The 18,959-nt window shown below is 68.7% G+C and carries 19 protein-coding genes and 2 tRNA genes; 14 read left to right on the top strand and 7 right to left on the bottom strand.

Annotated elements, in window-relative coordinates; genetic code table 11:
- Positions 1 to 148 precede the first annotated feature (148 nt).
- The 5 genes from ON43_RS19310 to ON43_RS19290 all read left to right on the top strand — a co-directional run bounded on the left by ON43_RS19310 (position 149) and on the right by ON43_RS19290 (position 5,602).
- On the top strand, positions 149 to 2,503 hold the full coding sequence (locus ON43_RS19310; RefSeq protein ID WP_040809437.1) for a galactose oxidase-like domain-containing protein: 2,355 nt from the start codon (positions 149 to 151) through the stop codon (positions 2,501 to 2,503).
- Between the two features lie 16 nt (positions 2,504 to 2,519).
- A complete protein-coding gene (locus ON43_RS19305) occupies positions 2,520 to 3,293 on the top strand; it encodes an enoyl-CoA hydratase-related protein (protein ID WP_040809434.1) in 774 nt (257 codons plus the stop codon).
- A gap of 79 nt (positions 3,294 to 3,372) precedes the next feature.
- Positions 3,373 to 3,858, top strand: a complete 486-nt coding sequence (locus tag ON43_RS44915; protein ID WP_040809432.1) for a hypothetical protein — start codon at positions 3,373 to 3,375, stop codon at positions 3,856 to 3,858.
- Positions 3,859 to 3,863: 5 nt separating this feature from the next.
- Positions 3,864 to 4,979, top strand: coding sequence for a sensor histidine kinase (locus ON43_RS19295; RefSeq protein ID WP_051178703.1), 1,116 nt, complete (start codon positions 3,864 to 3,866; stop codon positions 4,977 to 4,979).
- The gene (locus tag ON43_RS19290) at positions 4,946 to 5,602 is read left to right on the top strand and encodes a response regulator transcription factor (protein ID WP_040809430.1); all 657 of its coding nucleotides are present in this window, start codon (positions 4,946 to 4,948) and stop codon (positions 5,600 to 5,602) included. Before ON43_RS19295 ends, ON43_RS19290 begins: the two co-directional genes overlap by 34 nt.
- Before the next feature lie 136 nt (positions 5,603 to 5,738).
- Here the strand turns inward: ON43_RS19290 and ON43_RS19285 are convergent, their stop codons facing one another.
- Positions 5,739 to 6,566 (bottom strand): TIGR02452 family protein, encoded by an 828-nt coding sequence (locus ON43_RS19285; protein ID WP_040809429.1) that lies wholly within the window; start codon positions 6,564 to 6,566, stop codon positions 5,739 to 5,741.
- Positions 6,567 to 6,684: 118 nt separating this feature from the next.
- On the opposite strand from ON43_RS19285, the gene ON43_RS19280 reads away from it, so the two are divergent.
- Together ON43_RS19280 and ON43_RS19275 are read left to right on the top strand one after the other, a co-directional pair.
- Positions 6,685 to 7,044: an ACT domain-containing protein gene (locus ON43_RS19280; protein ID WP_040809530.1), complete on the top strand. Its 360-nt coding sequence runs from the start codon at positions 6,685 to 6,687 to the stop codon at positions 7,042 to 7,044.
- A gap of 51 nt (positions 7,045 to 7,095) precedes the next feature.
- Positions 7,096 to 7,470 (top strand): BlaI/MecI/CopY family transcriptional regulator, encoded by a 375-nt coding sequence (locus tag ON43_RS19275; RefSeq protein ID WP_040809529.1) that lies wholly within the window; start codon positions 7,096 to 7,098, stop codon positions 7,468 to 7,470.
- Positions 7,471 to 7,511: 41 nt separating this feature from the next.
- Here ON43_RS19275 and ON43_RS19270 read toward each other — a convergent pair whose 3' ends face one another.
- The 5 genes from ON43_RS19270 to ON43_RS19250 all read right to left on the bottom strand — a co-directional run bounded on the left by ON43_RS19270 (position 7,512) and on the right by ON43_RS19250 (position 14,047).
- On the bottom strand, positions 7,512 to 8,456 hold the full coding sequence (locus tag ON43_RS19270) for a M56 family metallopeptidase (RefSeq protein WP_040809428.1): 945 nt from the start codon (positions 8,454 to 8,456) through the stop codon (positions 7,512 to 7,514).
- Positions 8,457 to 8,790: 334 nt separating this feature from the next.
- Entirely contained in the window at positions 8,791 to 11,082 is a 2,292-nt protein-coding gene (locus ON43_RS19265; RefSeq protein ID WP_373283460.1) for a thiamine pyrophosphate-dependent enzyme, read from the bottom strand.
- Positions 11,083 to 11,221: 139 nt separating this feature from the next.
- Complete coding sequence (locus ON43_RS19260) at positions 11,222 to 11,776, bottom strand: 3'-5' exonuclease (RefSeq protein WP_040809427.1); 555 nt, start codon at positions 11,774 to 11,776, stop codon at positions 11,222 to 11,224.
- A 77-nt stretch (positions 11,777 to 11,853) separates the two neighbouring features.
- The gene (locus ON43_RS19255; protein WP_051178701.1) at positions 11,854 to 12,630 is read right to left on the bottom strand and encodes an META domain-containing protein; all 777 of its coding nucleotides are present in this window, start codon (positions 12,628 to 12,630) and stop codon (positions 11,854 to 11,856) included.
- A 19-nt stretch (positions 12,631 to 12,649) separates the two neighbouring features.
- Positions 12,650 to 14,047 (bottom strand): lipase family protein, encoded by a 1,398-nt coding sequence (locus ON43_RS19250; RefSeq protein ID WP_051178700.1) that lies wholly within the window; start codon positions 14,045 to 14,047, stop codon positions 12,650 to 12,652.
- A gap of 169 nt (positions 14,048 to 14,216) precedes the next feature.
- Here ON43_RS19250 and ON43_RS19245 point away from each other — a divergent pair, with 169 nt between their 5' ends.
- The 6 genes from ON43_RS19245 (at position 14,217) to ON43_RS19225 (ending at position 17,825) form a co-directional block, all read left to right on the top strand.
- Positions 14,217 to 14,852 carry a TetR/AcrR family transcriptional regulator gene (locus ON43_RS19245; protein WP_040809425.1) on the top strand — a complete coding sequence of 212 codons (636 nt, stop codon included), beginning with the start codon at positions 14,217 to 14,219 and terminating at the stop codon, positions 14,850 to 14,852.
- Positions 14,853 to 14,886: 34 nt separating this feature from the next.
- The gene (locus ON43_RS19240) at positions 14,887 to 15,357 is read left to right on the top strand and encodes a glyoxalase/bleomycin resistance/dioxygenase family protein (protein WP_040809423.1); all 471 of its coding nucleotides are present in this window, start codon (positions 14,887 to 14,889) and stop codon (positions 15,355 to 15,357) included.
- Positions 15,358 to 15,377: 20 nt separating this feature from the next.
- Positions 15,378 to 16,133, top strand: coding sequence for a MerR family transcriptional regulator (locus tag ON43_RS19235; RefSeq protein WP_040809421.1), 756 nt, complete (start codon positions 15,378 to 15,380; stop codon positions 16,131 to 16,133).
- Between the two features lie 74 nt (positions 16,134 to 16,207).
- A tRNA-OTHER gene (locus tag ON43_RS44910) sits at positions 16,208 to 16,293 on the top strand.
- A gap of 136 nt (positions 16,294 to 16,429) precedes the next feature.
- Positions 16,430 to 16,506 (top strand) — tRNA-Met (locus ON43_RS19230).
- Between the two features lie 191 nt (positions 16,507 to 16,697).
- A complete protein-coding gene (locus ON43_RS19225; protein WP_051178696.1) occupies positions 16,698 to 17,825 on the top strand; it encodes a DUF418 domain-containing protein in 1,128 nt (375 codons plus the stop codon).
- Between the two features lie 163 nt (positions 17,826 to 17,988).
- Here ON43_RS19225 and ON43_RS43795 read toward each other — a convergent pair whose 3' ends face one another.
- Positions 17,989 to 18,435 (bottom strand): excalibur calcium-binding domain-containing protein, encoded by a 447-nt coding sequence (locus ON43_RS43795; RefSeq protein ID WP_086007978.1) that lies wholly within the window; start codon positions 18,433 to 18,435, stop codon positions 17,989 to 17,991.
- A 215-nt stretch (positions 18,436 to 18,650) separates the two neighbouring features.
- On the opposite strand from ON43_RS43795, the gene secG reads away from it, so the two are divergent.
- Complete coding sequence (gene secG / locus ON43_RS19220) at positions 18,651 to 18,884, top strand: preprotein translocase subunit SecG (RefSeq protein ID WP_040809420.1); 234 nt, start codon at positions 18,651 to 18,653, stop codon at positions 18,882 to 18,884.
- Positions 18,885 to 18,959: the final 75 nt, after the last annotated feature.

Genomic DNA, 18,959 nt, shown 5'->3' with positions numbered 1-18,959 from the left:
TGTTTCGCAGGTTAATGGGTGTGACAGCCCTCGGGGTGCGTTTTCCGTAACCTGGCGTAATCGGCGATATGGCGTGATCGGGCACCGGTCATCAGGACTATCCGGACATTGGGTGCCGTCTTCGGCGCGAACGATCATGATGGGTTGTGTGGCAGGACAATTCGTTCCGATCCCGGATTGGTTCGCGCAGGACAATGAGGACTGCGGCATCGCCGTCGCCGACCTGAACGGCGACGGGACGCTCGACGTCGTGGTCCTGACGGTCGACAATCCCGCAGGTCAGAACACCGGAAACTATCGGGTCGGGCGGAGTCTGGCCGCCGACGGCACGGTCGGGGAGTGGGGGCCGTGGCTCGAGGTGCCCGACTGGTGGGGCTGGGAGAACCAAGGGGCGGGCATCGCCCTCGGCGACCTGAACGGCAACGGGCGACCGGATCTGGTCGTCTTCCTCGTAGACAATCCGGCGGGCCAGAACCAGGGCTACTACCGCATCGGTCGCGATCTCGCCCCGGACGGCACCGTCACCGGCGGATGGACCGCGTGGCAACAGATTCCGGATTGGTACGGCTGGGAGAACCAGGGCGCGGACATCTGCCTGACCCGGCTCGACGGGCAGCCGGTGCTCGTGGTCATGACCGTCGACAATCCGGATGCCCAGAACAGCGGGCAGTTCCGGCTCGCCAAAGGGCTCGGCGCGGACGGGTCGGTGGTGGAATGGACGCCGTGGGTGGCGATTCCGGACTGGTGGGGGTGGGACAACCAGGGCGCGGGCCTGACCGTCGCCGACCTGGACGGGGACGGGCGGCCGGAGTTGATCGTGTTCGCGATCGACAATCCGCAGGGTGAGAACGGTGGGATGTACACCATCGGCTGGGGGCTGGACGGCAGTGGTCACTGCGTGGACGGGTGGAGTCGGTGGTCGCGCGTGCCCGACTGGGGATTCTGGGAGAACCAAGGCGCGGCCGTCGCCCTGCTGTCGAACGCCGACGGTGCGCCGCGAATGGTGTTGTGCACCAGCGACAATCCGGAGGGTGTCAATACCGGATATCTGCGAACGCTCGATGTCGAAACCGACTTGGCCACCGCCGCGGTCGAAGGCACCTGGCGCATATTGGATTTCGGCACCGAGATCAATCCGGTGCACGCCGCTCTGCTGCACACCGGCGATGTGCTGTTCTTCGCGGGATCCGGCAATGACCCGGATCGGTTGAACGCCCACGACTTTCGCACGCGGGTCTGGCATTACCCGAATCCGGGACTCGACGCGCCCGCGACGCCGATCGACCTGTTCTGCACCGGGCAGGCGTTCCTGCCCGACGGGCGGCTGCTGGCCGTGGGCGGCACCAAGCAGTACGACCCGTTCTACGGTCTGCGCGACGCCCTGCTGTTCGATCCGCAAACCCTGACGTGGGACGCGCAGCCCGACATGACCTACGGGCGTTGGTATCCGACGCTCGCTGCCCTGAAAACTGGTGCGGTGGTGGCAGTTTCAGGCCTCGGTGACGAAGGCTTCCTGTCGGAGACGCCGGAACTCTTCGATCCCGAGACTCTGACGTGGTCGACTCTGCCGGTGCCCGGCCCGATTCCGATGTACGCGCACCTGGTGCTGCTGGCCGACGGCCGCGTGTTCTACACCGGCGGCCAGTACGGCACCGACAACGGTATGCGCCCGTCGATCTGGGACACCGCGACCGGCACGGTCACCGAGGTGCCGGGCCTGTTCGACCCGGAATCGCGCAATCAGTCCACGAGTGTGCTGCTGCCGCCCGTGCAGTCGCAGCAGGTCATGCTGCTCGGCGGCGGCTTCGTCGACCCGCACGGCCCCGGCCGCGCGACCGCCGACACCCGCATCGCGGATCTGACCGCCGCCGCACCCGCCTACCGGGCCGGTCCGCCGATGATGCACGCCCGCATGCACGTGTGTGCGGTTATCCTGCCGGACCGCACGGTGCTGGCGGCGGGTGGTTCGGCCATGGAGGAGATGGCGGACATGGTGGCACCCCATGCCGAGATCTACGACCCGGTCGCCGAAACCTGGTCCGCGACAGCGCCGCAACGGGTGGCGCGGCTGTACCACTCGGTGGCGCTGGTGACCCCGGACGGCAAGGTGGTGACGGCTGGATCGAATCCGATGCGCAAGACCGAGGAGCTGCGCATCGAAGTCTTCTGGCCGCCTTACCTTTTCAAGGGTTCACGGCCGGAGTTCGAGATGTCCGCGGCCACACTCGAATACGGGGCCGAACTGACCTTGACCACCACGGCGGCCGTGCGGGAGGTGAGCCTGATGCACCCGACCTCCTGCACCCACTCCTGCGACAACAATCAACGCCTGATCGACCTGCCGATCACACCCGCCGCGCCCGGCTCGCTCACCGTCGCCATGCCCTCGAATCCGGCCCTCGCCCCGCCCGGCTGGTACCTCCTGGTCGTGGTGGACGCCAACGGGATTCCGTCGACGGGCCGCTGGCTGCGCCTCAATCCTGCGACGCCGTCACCGGTGTGAGGATTACCGTGGACCCATGACGGAGTACCGGCACCTGCTCGTGAAGCGCGACGGCGACACCCTCACCGTCACCATGAACCGGCCCGACCGCCGCAACGCGCTGTCCGCCGACCACCTCACCGAACTGCTCGCGGCCTTCCGCGCGGCGGGCGACACCGACGCGACCGGGCTCGTATTGGCCGCCGCCGGACCGGTGTTCAGCGCGGGCCACGATTTCGCCGATGTGGCGAGCCGCGACTTGCTGAGCGTCCGCGACCTGCTCACCCTGTGCCAGCAGGTGATGACGACCCTCGAAGAGCTGCCGCAGGTCGTGATCGCCCGCGTCCACGGCCTGGCCACCGCGGCGGGCTGCCAGCTGGTCGCCTCCTGCGACCTGGCCGTCGCCGCCGAGTCCGCGGGCTTCGCCCTCCCCGGCGGCAAGGGCGGCTGGTTCTGCCACACCCCGGCAGTCCCCGTGGCCCGCTCGATCGGCCGCAAACGCCTGATGGAACTCGCCCTCACCGGCGACGTCATCGACGCAAAGACCGCAGTCGATTGGGGCCTGATCAACTACGCCGTCCCCGACGCCGACCTCGACACCGCCGTCACCGACCTCCTCGCCCGCGCCACCCGGGGCAGCCGCGCCTCCAAGGCCCTCGGCAAACGCACCCTCTACGCCCAACTCGACCGCCCCGAAGCCGACGCCTACACCCTCGCCCGCGAGGTCATGGCCGCCGCCTCCCAATTACCCGGCGCCCGTGAGGGAATGGCCGCCTTCCTGGAGAAGCGCCACCCGACCTGGACCGACTAGCGCCGCCCGGGTCAGCTTTCCACCCCGTCTCCACCCGCGGGTGGTGGGTCGCAGCGGCCCGGGGCGCGACGGTAGAGGCATGAATTTGCAGAATGCGGTGGTCTCGGGTCTGGTCGCGGTGATCGTGGTCGGTTGGATCATGTATCGGCAGACACAGTGGCAGTCGCTGGATCAGAGCCGGTTGTGGCGGGGGCCGATCATTCTCGGGCTGGTCGGATTCCTGCAGATGAAGTCGGTGGTGAGCGGTGGGCTCGGCGTGGCCGCGGTGGCGCTGCTGGCGGTGTCGGCGCTGCTGGCGGGCGGGATCGGGCTGGTGATGGGCCTGCTGTCGCAGGTTCGCTCCGGCGCACAGGGATTGGAGGCGCGGACCGGCGTGGCCGGGACGCTGCTATGGCTGGTACTGCTGGCGATGCGGATCGGTGTGGATGTGGTCGCGCACCTCGCCGGGGCGGCGGCGGTCACCTCGGTCGGGGCCATTCTGCTCACGGTGGCGCTGAATCGGGCCGGACGCGCAGTGGTACTGGCCCGGCGTGCCGAGCAGGCCCATGCGGTTGCGGCACACTGAGAGCGATGTCGATCTTCGACCCCTCCTCGACCCTGTCCAGGCTGCTTCGCCTGGTGGGGCTCGTCGCCGTGGTGTCGTCGTCGGTGAACACGGAGCTGTTGCACCGGCCCTGGGCGCTGGCGCTGGCGGTGTTGTCGTGGCTGGGCTGGGCCGGCTGGTTCGCCGCGCCGCTGGGGTCGCGGCTGGAGCGAATCTGCGTGAGCGCCATGGCGGTCGGCGGCGGATTGACCGTCGGCCAGGCGGCCGGATCGGCCATCACGGCGTTCGCGACGATCTTCGTGGCGGTGAGCCTGCTGGGCGAGCCCCGCTGGTTCGGCTGGCTGATCGCGGTGGGCACCGCCGTGCTGATGTGCGTTTCGGTGCTGATCGATGGCCAGCCGGGCAGAATGCTCGGGCTGCTGGTCGGTGCGGTCGTGATCGCCCTGGGCGGCTGGAGCCGACGCCAAGCCCGCACGGTCGCCGAGCGCAATCGGCTGCTGGTGGAACAGAATCGGATCATCCGCGTCGAACGTGACCGGGCCGCCGCGCTCGCCGAACGCGGCCGGATCGCCCGTGATATCCACGATGTCCTCGCGCACACCCTCGGCGGACTGGTGCTGCAGTTGGACGCGGCGGACGCGTTGCTGGAGGCCGGGAACGTGGAGCGGGCGGCGGAGCGGGTGAAGGCGTCGCATGCGCTGGCGGTGTCCGGGTTGGCGGATGCTCGCCAGGTGGTGGGGGCATTGCGATCGGATCGGCTCGACGCCGCCGCGGAGCTGCGCCGGGTGATCGACGAACACCGCGGCGCCGGAGGGGAATTGGCCGAACGCGTGGATACGGCGGTCGAGCTCGCCGACGAGCAGGCCGCCGTGGCGCTCACCCGCGCCGTTCAGGAAGCGCTCACCAATGCGCGCAAACATGCCCCGGGGCAACAGGTTACGCTCGCCATCCGGGACCGCGGCGGTGCCATCGAGGTGGTGATCTCGAATCCCGTCGGCGCACCTCGAACACTCCTGGGCGGCTCCGGCTCCGGCGCGGGTCTACTGGGTATGCGCGAACGCATCGAGGCGGCAGGCGGCACCCTGGCCGCCGGGAAGGAGGACGGTCGATGGACGGTGCGAATCCTGCTGCCGCGGAGGTGATCACGGTCGTGGTGGCCGACGACCAGACCACGGTCCGGGACGGGCTCACCACGGTGTTGTCGCTGCTGCCCGATATGCGGGTGGTGGGGGAGGCCCGCGACGGCGCGGAGGCCGTCGAGTTGGTGCGTCGTGTGAAACCCCGGGTGGTGCTGATGGATCTGCGCATGCCCGGCATCGACGGCGTGGCCGCCACCGCAGCCATCACCGCCGGACATCCCGAGACCGCGGTCCTGGTGCTCACCACCTACGCCGATGACGCCTCCATCGCGGGCGCGCTGCGGGCCGGCGCGCGCGGCTATCTCACCAAGGACGCGGGCCGCGCCGAGATCGCCGCGGCCATCCGGTCGGTCGCCAGCGGTCACACCACGCTCGCGGCCGAGGTGGGTCGCCGCGTGCTCTCCGCCCTCGACACCCCGCCCGAACCGCCGGTCGATCTCACCGATCGCGAGCGAGACGTGCTGCGGCTGATGGCGCAGGGGCACAACAACTCCGAGATCGCGAAGGAGTTGTTCGTGGGGGTGAGCACGGTGAAAACGCATATCAATTCGCTGTTCGCCAAGCTCGGCGTGCGCGACCGCGGCCAAGCCATCGCCTACGCGCATCGGACCGGGCTGGCCCGCTGAGGGGCGGCCAGAGGGGCAAGCGGGAGAGCTCCGAGGTCATGGCTATCTGAGTTTGTAGATATTGCAATCTAAACATGGATTGCACCTCTGGCCCGCTGTCGCGAAACCCGGCGCAAGGTTCCGTCGACAACAAGCGCTAGGAAGAGGAGGGCTGCCCGAAGTGGGCCTCGAAGGCGGCGCGGTTTTCGGAGAGGACGGGGGCTCGGTCCAGGATCGCGAAGACCACCGTGTCGAAGGCTGCACCGTGGTTGCGCAGGGCGAGGTCGAACGCTTCGGCGACTTCGGCCGGATCATTGCGGAACACACCGCATCCCCAGGCGCCCAGCACGAGTTCGCGCACGCCGTGGCGGGCGGCGACGGCCAGCACGCGGTCGGCGCGTTCGATGAGCGCATCGCGCACCGGGACCCGGTGGCCCGAACGATTCGCCAGCGCACCGGCATTGGGGGCGGGTGAGGTCAGGAACGACACCGGGATCGGCCGCGGGCTCAGGGTGCGATTGTCCTCGCGGATGACCGGGACGTCGGGGGAGTAGATGACCCGATGGCTGTAGCGCAGGTCGTCCGAGGCGCGGTGGGCCGCATAGTAATCGGGGGCTTCGAGCAGGCATCGATACAGCAGGGCGCTGCGGCAGAGATCTTCTTCCTGGGCTCGGGCGCCGCCGAGGTAGCCACCGCCGGGATTGCGGGCGGAGGCGAAATTCAGGACGGCGATGGCCTTTCCGCCTTCGTCGTGGAGTCGCCGGGCGGCTTGCAGGCTGCCTTCGGAGGTGACCTCGAGGGTGCCGGTGAAGGGTCCGCGCGGTCCGCCGGCCACGTCGTCCTCGGGTGCGTAGGAAACGGTTCCGGCGCGGGCGGCGGCGAGGGTGGCGCTGATGTCGACGGTGGTGCCGTCGTCGGTGCGGTAGTGGCCGAGGTCGGCGATCTGCTCGTTCTCGACGGCGATTCCCTTGGGGCTGGTACTCATTGGACCGACCCTACGGATCGGGTGGCGGCTCGGCATCTTATTTTAGTGATGATGACTAATTCGATCTGGGAGCAGAGTGATCTCGTGCGTGATGGCCGTCGCCGCCTACGATGTCGCCATGACCGGCTCCCAGCGCTTGCGGATTGTGCCCTCGCAGTTCGCGGTTGATCACTTGCCGAATTCGACGTTCCCGGAGGACGACGAGTGGATCGCCCTGGTGCGTGCGCCGGAGGGGCTGACGGTGATTCGTGAGGCGCCGGCGTGGGCCGAGGGTGAGATCTGGAAGGGCTTCTACGGTGATCCGGGTGGCCTGGATACGCCGGGCACGCTGGCGGCGTTGATCGGTCCGCTGGCGGAGTCGGGGGTGCCGGTCTTCGTGGCGTCGACCTTTCACGCCGATCTGGTGCTGGTGCCCGCGCACCGGTTGGAGGAGGCGGTTTCGGCATTACGGGACGCGGGTCACCGCGTCGCGGAGTAGGGTAATACTGTCTACGTACGTAGAGCGTATGTGCGTGAGGAGGCGGCGGACGTGAGTGTTCGAGGCTTCGGAGATCTGGAAGCGGTTGTCATCGAACGCGTCTGGGACCGCTCCGAGAAGACGACGGTCCGGGAGTTGTACGACGAGCTGGCCGCCGAGCGCGACATCGCGTACACCACGGTGATGTCGACCATGGACAACCTGCACCGCAAGGGCTGGCTGGAACGCGAACGCGTGGGCAAGGCGTATCGGTATTGGCCGACGCTCTCGCGTGAGGAGTACAGCGCCCGGCTCATGCGCGAGGCGTTGGGCAGCGGTGGCCGTTCGGATCTGGTGCTGGCCCATTTCGTGGAGCAGATGAGCGCCGAGGAGTCCGAGGGCCTGCGCGCGGCCCTGCGCAAGATCGCGCGTTCCAAGCTGCGCTAGCCGATTCGGGTGCTCCGGGTGGACCGGTTCGCCGCTCCACGCTAGCTGGTCGTGCAGACTTCGATGCCGATGATCGCCACGACCACGGCGGCCAGCGGGATGGCGACGGCGGTGACGGCAGCGGCGGTCGCGGCCACCTTGGTGTGCAGCCGTGGCGGATTCGCGGGCATGGCCAGGCGGCGCACGCGCGGCAGCAGTGCGGCCTCGACGGTCGCGGGCGGGGTGGGCAGGGTCGCCAGCGTGAGCAACGCTTGCAGGACGGTGGCGCGGCCGTGGATCGCGGCGGCGGCATCGTCGGCGAGCATCTCGAGCAGGCGCGCCACCTCGCGGGCGCCGACGGTGAACAGGTCGATGCGCGGCAGCACGGTCGCCAGTCCCCGGGTGAGGGTGAGCAGCAGGTGGTGGCGGCCGTCGAGGTGGGCGCGTTCGTGGGAGAGCACGGCGTCGAGGTGATGGTCCTCCAGTGCGGTGACCACGCCGCGGCTGACCACGACCGTATGTGGTTTGCCCGCAACGGAGTACGCGGCCGGATGGTCGACCTCGAGGACGACGGCGTCGAGATCGGGCCGGTGGCGTCCGGCCAGGCGGGCCAGGCGGCCGTGTTCGACGGTGTTGCGGTGGAAGCGGCGCACGGTGGTGGCGAGGCGGACGGCGACGAGAATCGCCGCGAGCGTGGCGAGTCCGGACAGCACGAGCAGTCCGGTCTGCAGGGGTCCGCCGTAGTCGCCGACTGCCGCGTCGTGCAGGTGCAGCAGGCAGCCGTCGACCAGGCGCACCGGGAACAGTGAGATGCGGTGCGTGGCAAGGTCGACGATGACGATGCCCAGGCTGATGGTCCAGGCCAGCACGGTGGTGGTCATGGCGGCGAGCCAGGCGGCGATGGCCAGGCGCGGGGTGGTGGCGTCGGTGCCGAGTCCGCGCAGCAGTCGCGGTGCCAGGACGGTGACCGCGAAACCGTAGAGCATCAGGCAGACGGCGACGCTCATGGTCGCTCCCGCGCTGCTCGCATTCGAGTTCCTCCCGTGAAGTGGGCTCGAGTGTAGAGGGCAAAACTGAGGGCAGCCTTACTGTCGCGGGTGTGGTGCTGTGGTGGTCGCCACCCGGTCGCGGGGTGGAACTGTGAATTCGGCGGTAAGGCTGTGAATTCGCCGAGCGCGCTTGCGCTCCGGGGTGAAACTCGGGTATTACGTATCTACGTAGTTGATACGTAGTTAAGCCGGGTGCCGTCCCCTCAACGGCACCGGGACGCCGACCGGACCGGCGTCGAGGGCGGGTGGGGGCCGGGTGTCTGCCGCGAGCTGCGCCCGGCCCCGCCCGCCGTCACCGGGGCGCGGGGGCGGCCAGCAGTGCGCGGGCGGCCGATTCGATCGCCGCCTCGTCCAGCAGCACCGTCGAGGCGGCCGGGCCGAGCGGCACGAAGCTGTCGGCGCTGGTGACCCGTGCCAGGCGGCCGTCGAAGCCGGCGTCGAGCAGGGCGGTGCAGACGGCCTCAGAAACGCCTCCGCTGCGGCGGGTTTCGTCGGCGATGAGCACCCGGCCGGTGGCGCGGGCATTGTCGAGGAGATCCTCCACCGGCAGCGGGGACAGCCAGCGCAGGTCCAGCACGCGGGCGTGGATGCCGTCGGCGGCCAGCCGCCGGGCCACCCGCAGGCTCATGGGGACGCCGTTGGCGAAGCTGACGATGGTCAGGTGCGCGCCGGAACCGTGCACGCGGGCGCTGCCGATATCGGCATGGCGCACACCGGAAATCGGGGCCAGCCAGGCACCGTCCCCGGCCCGGTACAGGTCGCGGGTGTGATAGAGCGCGATGGGTTCGAGGAACACGCACACGCGCCCGTCCACCCGGGCGGCCGAGACGCAGGTGCGCAGCATGGCTGCCGCGTCGTCGGCGCGGGATGGCGTGGCGATCACCACGCCCGGGATATCCCGCAGCGCCGCAATCGAATTGTCGTTGTGGAAGTGCCCGCCGAAGCCCTTCTGATAGGCCAGGCCCGCGATGCGCACCACCACCGGGTTGCGGTAGCGGCCGCCGGAGAAGAACGACAGTGTCGCCGCCTCCCCGCGCAACTGGTCCTCGGCATTGTGGACATAAGCCAGGTACTGGATCTCCGGAATCGGTACGAATCCGGCCAGTGCCGCCCCGAGCGCGGTGCCCAGCACGCTCTGCTCGTCGAGCAGGGTGTCGAAAACCCTTCGCACTCCGAAGCTCTGCTGCAAACCCTTGGTGACGCCGTACACGCCGCCCTTGCGGCCCACGTCCTCGCCGAAGACCAGCACGTCGGGATCCCGTGTGAGCAGTTGCGCCAGGGTCTGATTGACCGCCTGCGCCAGGGTGAGTTGCTCGCCTGTGGTGGCGGGCGGCTCGGCGGGCTCCGAAGACGGCGGCCCGGCAACGGTATTCGCGGAGCCGTTCGTTCTGCCGTTCCCGTTTCTGTCCGCGTCGGGCACCGAGCGCAGCGCGTCGGTGCGCACCACGGTGGGCCGGGCCGGTGCCAGCGGTGCGATGACCGCGGCGGTGGAGGTCAGTTTCGGTTCGTTCCAGGCGCTTTCGGCGGCCTTGGCGACCTGCGCGGCGATATCGTCGTAGCGCTGGGCGATCTCGGCGGCGGTGACCACGCCCGCGGCGACGAGCAGCCGGGCGGTGGCGGTGACCGGGTCGCGGCGCAGGTCGGCGGCGATCTCGGCGGGGCGGCGGTAGGCCGACTCGACATCGGAGCCCGCGTGGCCGAGCAGTCGCACGGTGCGCAGGCGCAGGAACACCGGTTTGCGGTGGGCGCGCACGTATTCGGCGGCGGCGCTGGCCGCGGCCACGGCGTCGGGCAGGTCCGAACCGTCGGCGTCGAAGTAGGCCAATCCGGGCCGGGAGCCGTAGGCCTGTTCGATCCAGGTGCGCGGGGTGGGGACGCTGATGCCGATCCCGTTGTCCTCGCAGACGAACAGGATCGGCACCGGCACATTCTGGTGCGCGGTGTGGATGGCGGTATTGATCGCCCCGGCCGCGGTCGAATGGTTGGCCGAGGCGTCGCCGAAGCTGCACACCACCACCGAGTCCCCGGGCCATTCGCAGCGCAGTCGCAGGTGCGCGGCGCGTTCGAGGGCGAAGGCCAGCCCGACCGCGCGCGGCAGATGCGAGGCGATGGTGGAGGTCTGCGGGATCACGTGCGCGGGTTTGGAGCCGAAAACCTTGTGCCGCCCACCGGAAATCGGGTCGGCGGCCGCCGCGGCGACCCCGAGCATCACATCGCGGATGGGATCCAGTCCCGGCACCTGCCGGGCCCGGTGCACGAAGAACGCCCCGGACCGATAGTGCAGCAGCGCCGGATCGGTGACCCGCAGCGCCGCCGCCACCGCGACATTGCCCTCGTGTCCCGAGGACCCGATGCTGTAGTACCCGTGCCCTTCCCGTGTCAGCCGCCGCGCCGCCAGATCCAGGTGCCGCGAGGCGGCCTGGGCGTCGAACAGCTCCAGGCATCGCGCCCCGGTGAGGCCGGTGGCGTCCATCGGTTCCTGCTGATCGCGAGCCGGACCCGGCGTCGTCGCGGCCACTTCCGCGCGAAACCACTGATCCAGGTCAGCTTCCCGGTCGTTGATGACGCCTCCCATATGTCCCATATGTCGCGTACGTCGGGCTCAGCGTAGAGGTCGTTCCACGCTTCTCCCGGCAACATCCGATCCCTCGGCCAGTCCACCCAGCCTGACCCGAAACCGTCCGACACGGCAACGTTTTCGATCAAGTCGGGCAGGCGGCGGGTCAGCCCGCCCAGGCGTCGGTGGCGAGCATGTCGGCGATCAGCGCGGCGATGTTCCAGGCGTCGTCGCCGCCGCGGTGGTGGGTGCCCTCGAGGGGGAGTCCGGCCAGGCGCAGGGCGCCGGCCATGCCGTAGCGGCGCTTGGTGTCGCGGGCGGTGGAGAAGGCGAGCTTGGCATTGGTGTGGCGGGAGCCGAAGGGGTAGGGCACGCCGGTGCCCTCGCACTGGGCCAGGAACTGTTTGCGGTCGTAATCGCCCCAGCTCGCCCACGGGCGGGAATCGGCGTGGAATTCGGTGCGCAGCAGCGTGCACGCCTCGGCGAAGGTGATGCCGGTGGCGACCTGCTCGGGAGTCAAAGTGGTCAGCCGGGTGCAGAACTCGCTGACCGTGGAATGCTCCGGACGCACCAGGATGCTGTGCTTGCTCACCCGCTCGCGGGTCTGGGTATCGAGCACGCACAGCCCGATCTCGATGATCTCGTTCGGCTGGCCGGGCGGGTTGGGTCCCTCCCAGCAGGTGGCCTCCACATCCACCACATTGAGGTATCTGGTGTTCATGCGGTGCGACGCTAGCGGGTGGACCCGGCGGCGCGACAACGATTTTCGGGCGCGCGGGGGCGGGCCCGCGCGGGCGCTCACTCCGCGTGCAGCTGCAATCCGGTGTTGTTGCCGGTGTTGCGCAGGGTCAGCTCGTCGGAATCGATGGTGGCCTTGGTCTTTCCGTCCAGGGCCTGGAGCACCTGCTGTTCGACCTCCATGACCTGCGGGTCGCACATCATGCGGGTGGTGGCGACGTGGAAGGTGACCTCGTCGCCCTCGATCTGCGCGCTGCCGGTCATGGTGTTGCAGCCCGCGGTGCCGGAGATCTTGCCGTCGGGGGTGATGGTCAGCGCGGGGCGGACCTCCTCGAGGGTCTTGGAGTGGACCACCGCGTCGGTGCGCAGCAGGGCGGTGACGATCCAGGTGGTGCCGGTGAGCGGTTTGTCCGGGTGGGCGACCTTGCGGTCGAGCATGGTCACGGTGGACCCGTTGCCTTTGAGGGTGAGGGTATCGCCGACGAGGGTCCAGGTCGGTTGCGAGCGCAGCAGCCCGTCCTGCCAGCCGTCGGCGCCGGCCACCTCGCCCGGGCAGGCCATCAGGGTGGTGGCCATCTCACCGACCTGGAGCGTATTGCCTTGCAGGTCAACGGGTCCGGTGGCGGTATTGCAGCCCGCCTGGGCGGTGACCCGGCCCTCCTTGAAGGTCAGCGTCAGCGGGCCGCCGCCCGGGATCGGCGTGCCCGACACCGCCGTGGACACATACGTGTGCCCCATCAAGGAGGTGGGCGGAGTCTCCGAGCCGCCGCTGTTGGACGAGCATCCGGCGGCGGCCGCGGAGAGCGCGAGCAGAACCCACACACGAGTTGCTGGCATGGTGCCGATCGTACGGTGACTACACCGGCATCCCGAGCGCCGACGCGAGGGTCTGGCCGATCGCGTTGACGAAGGCGCCGATCGCGCCCGGATCGAGAATGCCCGAATACACGTCGCGGTTGTGGCAGCCGGCCGGGGCGGGGATCCCGTTGAGGCGGTCGCTGAGCCACATGGCCGCGCTGGCGGTATTGGAGACCGCGGCGATGCCGTGCTCGCTGAACAGGTCCCGGGTGTACTGCACGCGCGCGGCCGGGTCCTGGCAGTAGATGTCGTAGGTGTTGTTGACCGCGTTGAGCGGCATCACCTCGTCGAAGGTGCCCTCGTAGATGTAGAGCGGCGCGGTCGGGGTGCCGCGGTGGCCCAGGCTGATCTCGTCGAGGACCGGCTGCAGCTCCGGGGCGAGCATGGGATCGCCCGGATAATCGAACAGGCCCTTGATGTTGACGAACGGGAAGGCCGCGAACTGCAAAGCCACGCACTGGTTTTCGTGCGCCAGCCGTAGCGCCTTGCCCAGCGGGTTCATGTGCTCGTCGATGAACCGGTTCAGCTGCGGGTACTCGTGCGCCACGCCGAACAGGCCGCCCAGCACCGCGCCGCCGAAGGTGGAGGTGCCGTTGTTGTAGTTCAGCGACGCCCGGATGTCGGCCAGCAGTCCACCGGTCGCCGAGCCGACCAGGTCGATCTCGGGCGCGTAGGTCGGCTGGAGTTCGGCGGCGTGCGCGGTGGGCATCGCGCCGCCGGAGTAGCCCCACAAGGCGACGCGGGTCGCCGTGCCGGGCAGCCCCGCGGGATCGAAACTCTCGGCGGCGCGGATCCCGTCGAGGGTGATGCGCCCGCCGAGTGGCCCGGCCGCGTACGCCGCGTTGGGTCCTTCGTGATCGGGGATCACCACCGCGTGCCCGAGCTGCAACATGGCCTGCACCTCGACGAATTCGGCTTCGTGCACCGGGTTCAGCGGATTGGGCAGCGACCCCATCTGCAGGGCGTAGGAGGGTGCGCAGTTGACCGAGAGCGAGTCCTCGGCCATCTGGAACGACACCAGCCCACGCTGCCCGGTGGGCGCCGGGCGATGCGGCACAACCACCGTCGCGACCGCCGCGATCGGCTCGCCGCGAGTATTGGTGCTGCGGTAGGACAGTTGCCAGGTGTTCGCGTTGAGCGGTAGCAGCCACAGGTTTGCCAGATTCACCTGCCGGGCCGCGAGGATCTCGCCGGGCTGGGCGGCGGCGACCCGCGCCGGATCCGGTTGATAGAAGCCCGGATCCAGATACGGCGGCGCGGGCGGGGTCGGAAACGGCAGTGCGGGCGCTACCGGCACCGGGTCCGCCGCGGCGGTTACCGCCGGGCACACCGCGACCGTCAAGCCCGCCGCCACGGCCACACACGCCTGGGCGATCGCTCTGGTTCCCGCTGTCATATCGAACTCCTCCGTGCCGCTGCGGCGGCCGAGCACCCACCCTCAAAGTTAGAGAGCAGCTGTTTTCTAAGTTGTGTCCCAGACAATAGGATGCGGTGGTGGAATGTGTCAACGGTCACGTTGGGCCGGATGTTTGCTGTGCGCCCCACACCGGGCAGGATGGTCGCTCGTGAGTGAAGTTTCCCGCCCGCGGCGCACGCAACAGGAGCGCCGGGCTGCCACCGTGGCCAAGCTGGTCGATGCCACCATCGCCGCCATCGGAGAGGTCGGCTATCAGCGCACCACGGTGCAGGAGATCTGTGGGCGGGCCGGATTGTCGGCCGGGGCCATGTTCCGTCAGTTCGACACCCGGCTGGATCTGATCGTGCGCACCGCCGAGGAGGTGTTCGCCCGCCAGCTCGTCGGCTACGCGGTCACCATGGAACACCTTGGGGCGAAGGACAATCCGCTCGACGTCGCTTTGCGCTACCTGCGCCAGGCCCAGCAGTCCAACCTCACTCACGCGCTGCGCGAGATCTTCCTGGCCGCGCGCTCGGACACCGAGCTACGCGAGCGCATCGCGCCCATCGCCGAGAACTACTACCGCGAGATCGTGGCGACCCTCGAGCGAACCGGGCTGCTGTCGGACTTTCCGGCCGAGGTGCGTGAACCGTTGTTCTTCGTGCTGCTGCACGTGTTCTCCGGTGAGGCTGTGGTGCGCGGGGTCTTTCAGCGCCCCGATCTGGATGTGTCGGTGCTGCGGCTGGTGGAGGACATGCTGGCGGTTTACTCCGGCCGTGCCGCGCCTCCCGGTCCGGAGAGTTGACCTTGCCGCTACGTCAACCCCTAGCGTCGAGGCCATGAGCGAGAACACCGACCCGGCCATCGACCGGACCATCTACCCCATGCCCATGTTCGCCAACTTCGCCGTGGCCGACATCGCGGCCGCGACCGCCTTCTACGAGAGCGTCGGATTCATCGCCCTGGCAACGATTCCCGGGCCCTACGGCACACCGGCGGTGGTGCATCTGCGCCGCATGAAATACCAGGACCTGCTGCTGGTCCCCGGCACCGCGCGCCCGGGCAGCACCACCGTCAGCTTCTCCGCCGGTGGCACCGACCTGCCCGCCCTCGCGGAATCCCTGCGCGCCAACGCTTTCCCGGGCACCCGGGTCGAAGGCCCCACCGACACCGCGTGGTACACCACCGACCTGACCATCGACGACGCCGACGGCAACCGCATCATCCTGACCGCGCCCCGCCTGGCCGAGATCGATCAGGCCAAGGAATGGGCCAAGACCTTCGAGGGCGACTGGGTCGGCAAGAACTGACAACAATCCGGGAGGGCTTCGTGGAGTGGACGATTCAGCAGTTGGCCGACAGCGCCGGCGTCACCAGCCGCACGCTGCGCCACTACGACGAGATCGGCCTGCTCCCGCCCGCCCGGGTCGGCCACAACGGCTACCGCTACTACGACACCGATTCCGTCGCCCGCCTGCAGCGCATCCTGCTGCTGCGTGACCTGGGCCTGTCCCTGCCCGTCATCGCCGAAGTCCTCGACCGCGAACGCGACCAGGACAAGGCCCTGAGCACCCATCTCGCGCTACTGGAAGCCGAACGCGCCCGCCTCGACGAACGCATCGCCGCCTTGCGCCAAACCCTCGACGCCCCCGCCGCCGCCGAAGGCTCCCTGCAGATGATGCTCGAGGGCTTCAACGACCCCTACCGCGACGAGGTCATCGCCCGCTGGGGCGAACGCGCCTACACCGCCGCCAACGACTGGTGGCACGCCAAATCCCTCGCGGAGCAACGCGACTGGAAACGCGACCTCGACACCCTCATCGCCACTTGGATCACCACCTGGAAGCAAGGCCACACCCCCGACTCGCCGGTCGCCCAATCCCAAGCCGCCCGTCACATAGCCTGGCTGACCGCCATCCCCGGCACCCCCTTGGCCGACGGCGACCGCGAGAACTCCAAAGCCATGGTCCTTGGCCTGGCCCGCCAATACGCCGAAGACCCCGCCTACGCCGCCGCTTACGGAACCCCAGCCTGCGCCGTCTTCGTCCGCGAGACCCTCGAGGAATACGTCCGCCGCTCCCTGTGAGGAAAATCAGTTGCGGCAGCTGCGGGCTGCTGCGAACCTCGTTGTATCGCAGCCATGATCAAGGCGGCGACAGTGGAAGGCTCCGGCCAGTGGAGGCCACCCGGTCTTGAAAACCGGTGGCGGGCATCGCGTCCCGGGGGTTCGACTCCTCAGCTTTCCGCGATGGAAGATAAACCGGTCGGGGTGCCGGGACTCGTTGCTGGCGAGATCGAGGCTTCGCCTTGGGATTCGATTTCTCTGTCTTCCGCGTCATTCCAACAGAATGGAAATGCGTAGCCCAGCAGCTGCGCATGCGTAGCGGTGTAGCGCAGTTCGGCAGCGCGGTGGGCTCATAACCCACAGGTCGTCGGTTCGAATCCGACCACCGCCACCAACCGGTTGAGCACATGGTGTGCACGGAGGCTGTAACCCTCCCGCCTTCGGGCACAGGTGGTTCGATTCCATCCAGCCGGACAACGTCTCTCGCGCCCCCTGGTGCACGGGGGTTTTCTCAGGGTATGCACCGAGTGCCGTGTAGGTCTCGCGGAGGATCCGCCGTCCGGGTCGCGTTCCTACCGTTGATCCATGGTCGACGAACAGGCGCCAGTGCCGCGGCTCGTGGAGTTGGATGTTTTGCGTGGGTTCGCGCTCGGCGGAATCCTGCTGGTGAACATTATCGTGATGTCGGGCCCATGGTCGTTTCCGGACGGCGCGCTGTTGTCGACGCTGGAAGCGTTGTTCCACAACAAGTTCTACATCCTGTTCTCCTTCCTGTTCGGCTATTCACTGACCATGCAGTTCCGCGCGGCGGATCGCGCGGGGGTGAGCAGGCGGGCACGGACCGTCCGACGGTGTCTGGCACTCATGGCGCTCGGTGCGGTGCACGCAGTGTTCTTCTTCATCGGTGACGTACTGTTCGGATACGGTGCGATCGGCCTGATCCTGTTGCTGCTGAGCGGATTACGCCCACGCACCGCAGTGTGGACGGCCGCCGGATTACTCGGGTTCGCCGCTGTCGCCATGACCGTGATGAGCCTGCTGACCAACCCCCAAGGGCGTTCGACCGACACCTCCGAACACATGCGGGACTTGGAGGCCATGCGCGCGGGCTGGGGCGAGGCCGCAGCATGGCGCTGGGAGCAGTTCAGCGGGAACCTCCCGCAATACCTCGTATTCGGCGTAGTCGCAGTGCTGCCGCTGTTTCTACTCGGCCTGGCCGCGGGCAAGCTCCGCCTTTTGGAGGATCCGACCCGATATCTCGGCTGGCTTCCGCGGGTGCAGCTGATCGGATTCGGTGTGGGAGCACCAGTCTCGATCCTGGGTGCCCTGTTCCACTGGCCCCTGCTGGCCGGCCCGAGTTTGCTCACCGCACCCCTCCTGTCCGCCGCCTACGCCGCCACACTCTTACGCCTGCTGCACACCCGTCCTCGCGTAGCGGAAATCTTCGCCCCGGCCGGAAAAATCGCCGCCACCACCTACATCAGCCAGTCCGTGATCACGTCCCTGATCTTCACCGGCTACGGATTCGCCCTCGCCGGACACCTGAACGCCTGGACGATCGTCACCATCGCCCTCGCCATCTACACCACCCAGCTCTACCTGGCCCGAATCTACGTGCAGCGGCACCGCTACGGCCCCATCGAATGGCTGCTACGCGCGGCCACCTACGGCCCCAACCAATTCCGCCGCACGCCCACCACCGCCGCTCCATGACCCCCACCGCGCCCCGGACCAGGCGAGAGCTGGAAAACTCGGCTTCGACCACAGCGGGCGCGCCGACCGACGATATAGATGCCCCAATGCTCGACGAGCATGCAATCGGGCAGGCAAACGTCGAGAAGACGTCTGCTCCAGTGCATTCTCGTGGGGTGAGAGGTTATTTCTCGCAGGCGATTCCGTCGCCGTCGCGGTCCAGGTCGGGGCGGTAGCCGGGGTCGCCGCGGTGGAGGGGGGCGGCGCCGGCGCGTTTCGCGTCCGCGCAAGTCTTGTAGTAGACGGAGGGCGTGGGCTTCGTTGTGGGAGGTTCCGCAGGTGGTGCCTGCGGGGCCGGTGGGGGCGCGGCCACGGCGGTGGTCGTCGGGGGAGCGGCGGCTGGTGGCGGAACCAAGGGCTGGATGGGCTGAGGCGGGGAGGTGACGGCGGTGGGCGTCGGTGCCGCCGTAGGGGTGGCGGTGGTGGTTGTCGGTGCGGCTGTGGTTGTGGCGGTGGTGGTTTTCGGTGTGGTCGGGGCCGGGCCGCTGGTGCTGGTGGAGCCGCAGGCTGCGGCGAGCAGGGTGCAGGCGGTGAGGGCGGCCAGGTATAGGGAGTGTCGGACGGTGTGCAAGTGAGTGGTCCCCCGGGAAAACGGATGGGTGTGTCGCGGACGGCCCGCGTGATCACCGACCCTGCATCGCCGCCGGGCGCCGGTGCGGAGTCGAGGGGACAGTTGGCACGATCAGTCACTGGGAACGGGGTTCGCGGGGGATTGGCCGGACCGGGGGACTGGTTCGTGGCGACCTGATTCGGGTACTGGGGTACCAACCGCATACACTGTCGGCCATGCGGATGTTCCTGGATATCCTCCTCGTTATCACCAGCGTGCTGCTGGTGCTGCTGGTGCTGCTGCACCGCGCCAAGGGCGGAGGTCTGTCCAGCCTCTTCGGTGGTGGCGTGCAATCGAGCCTGTCGGGCTCCACTGTTGTTGAGAAGAACCTCGACCGCATCACCATTTTCATCGGCTTGATCTGGCTGATCTCCATTCTGGGGATCGGCCTCGAAATCAAGTTCGCTTAGCCCCCAAGCTCCTGTGATCGCCCGGGCACCCCGAAAGGTGCCCGGGCGATTCGTCGTGCATGCCCGGACCTAGGG

This window comes from Nocardia concava NBRC 100430 (assembly GCF_000308815.1).
Classification (GTDB): domain Bacteria; phylum Actinomycetota; class Actinomycetes; order Mycobacteriales; family Mycobacteriaceae; genus Nocardia; species Nocardia concava.
This window is presented reverse-complemented; position numbering and strand designations above follow the sequence as displayed.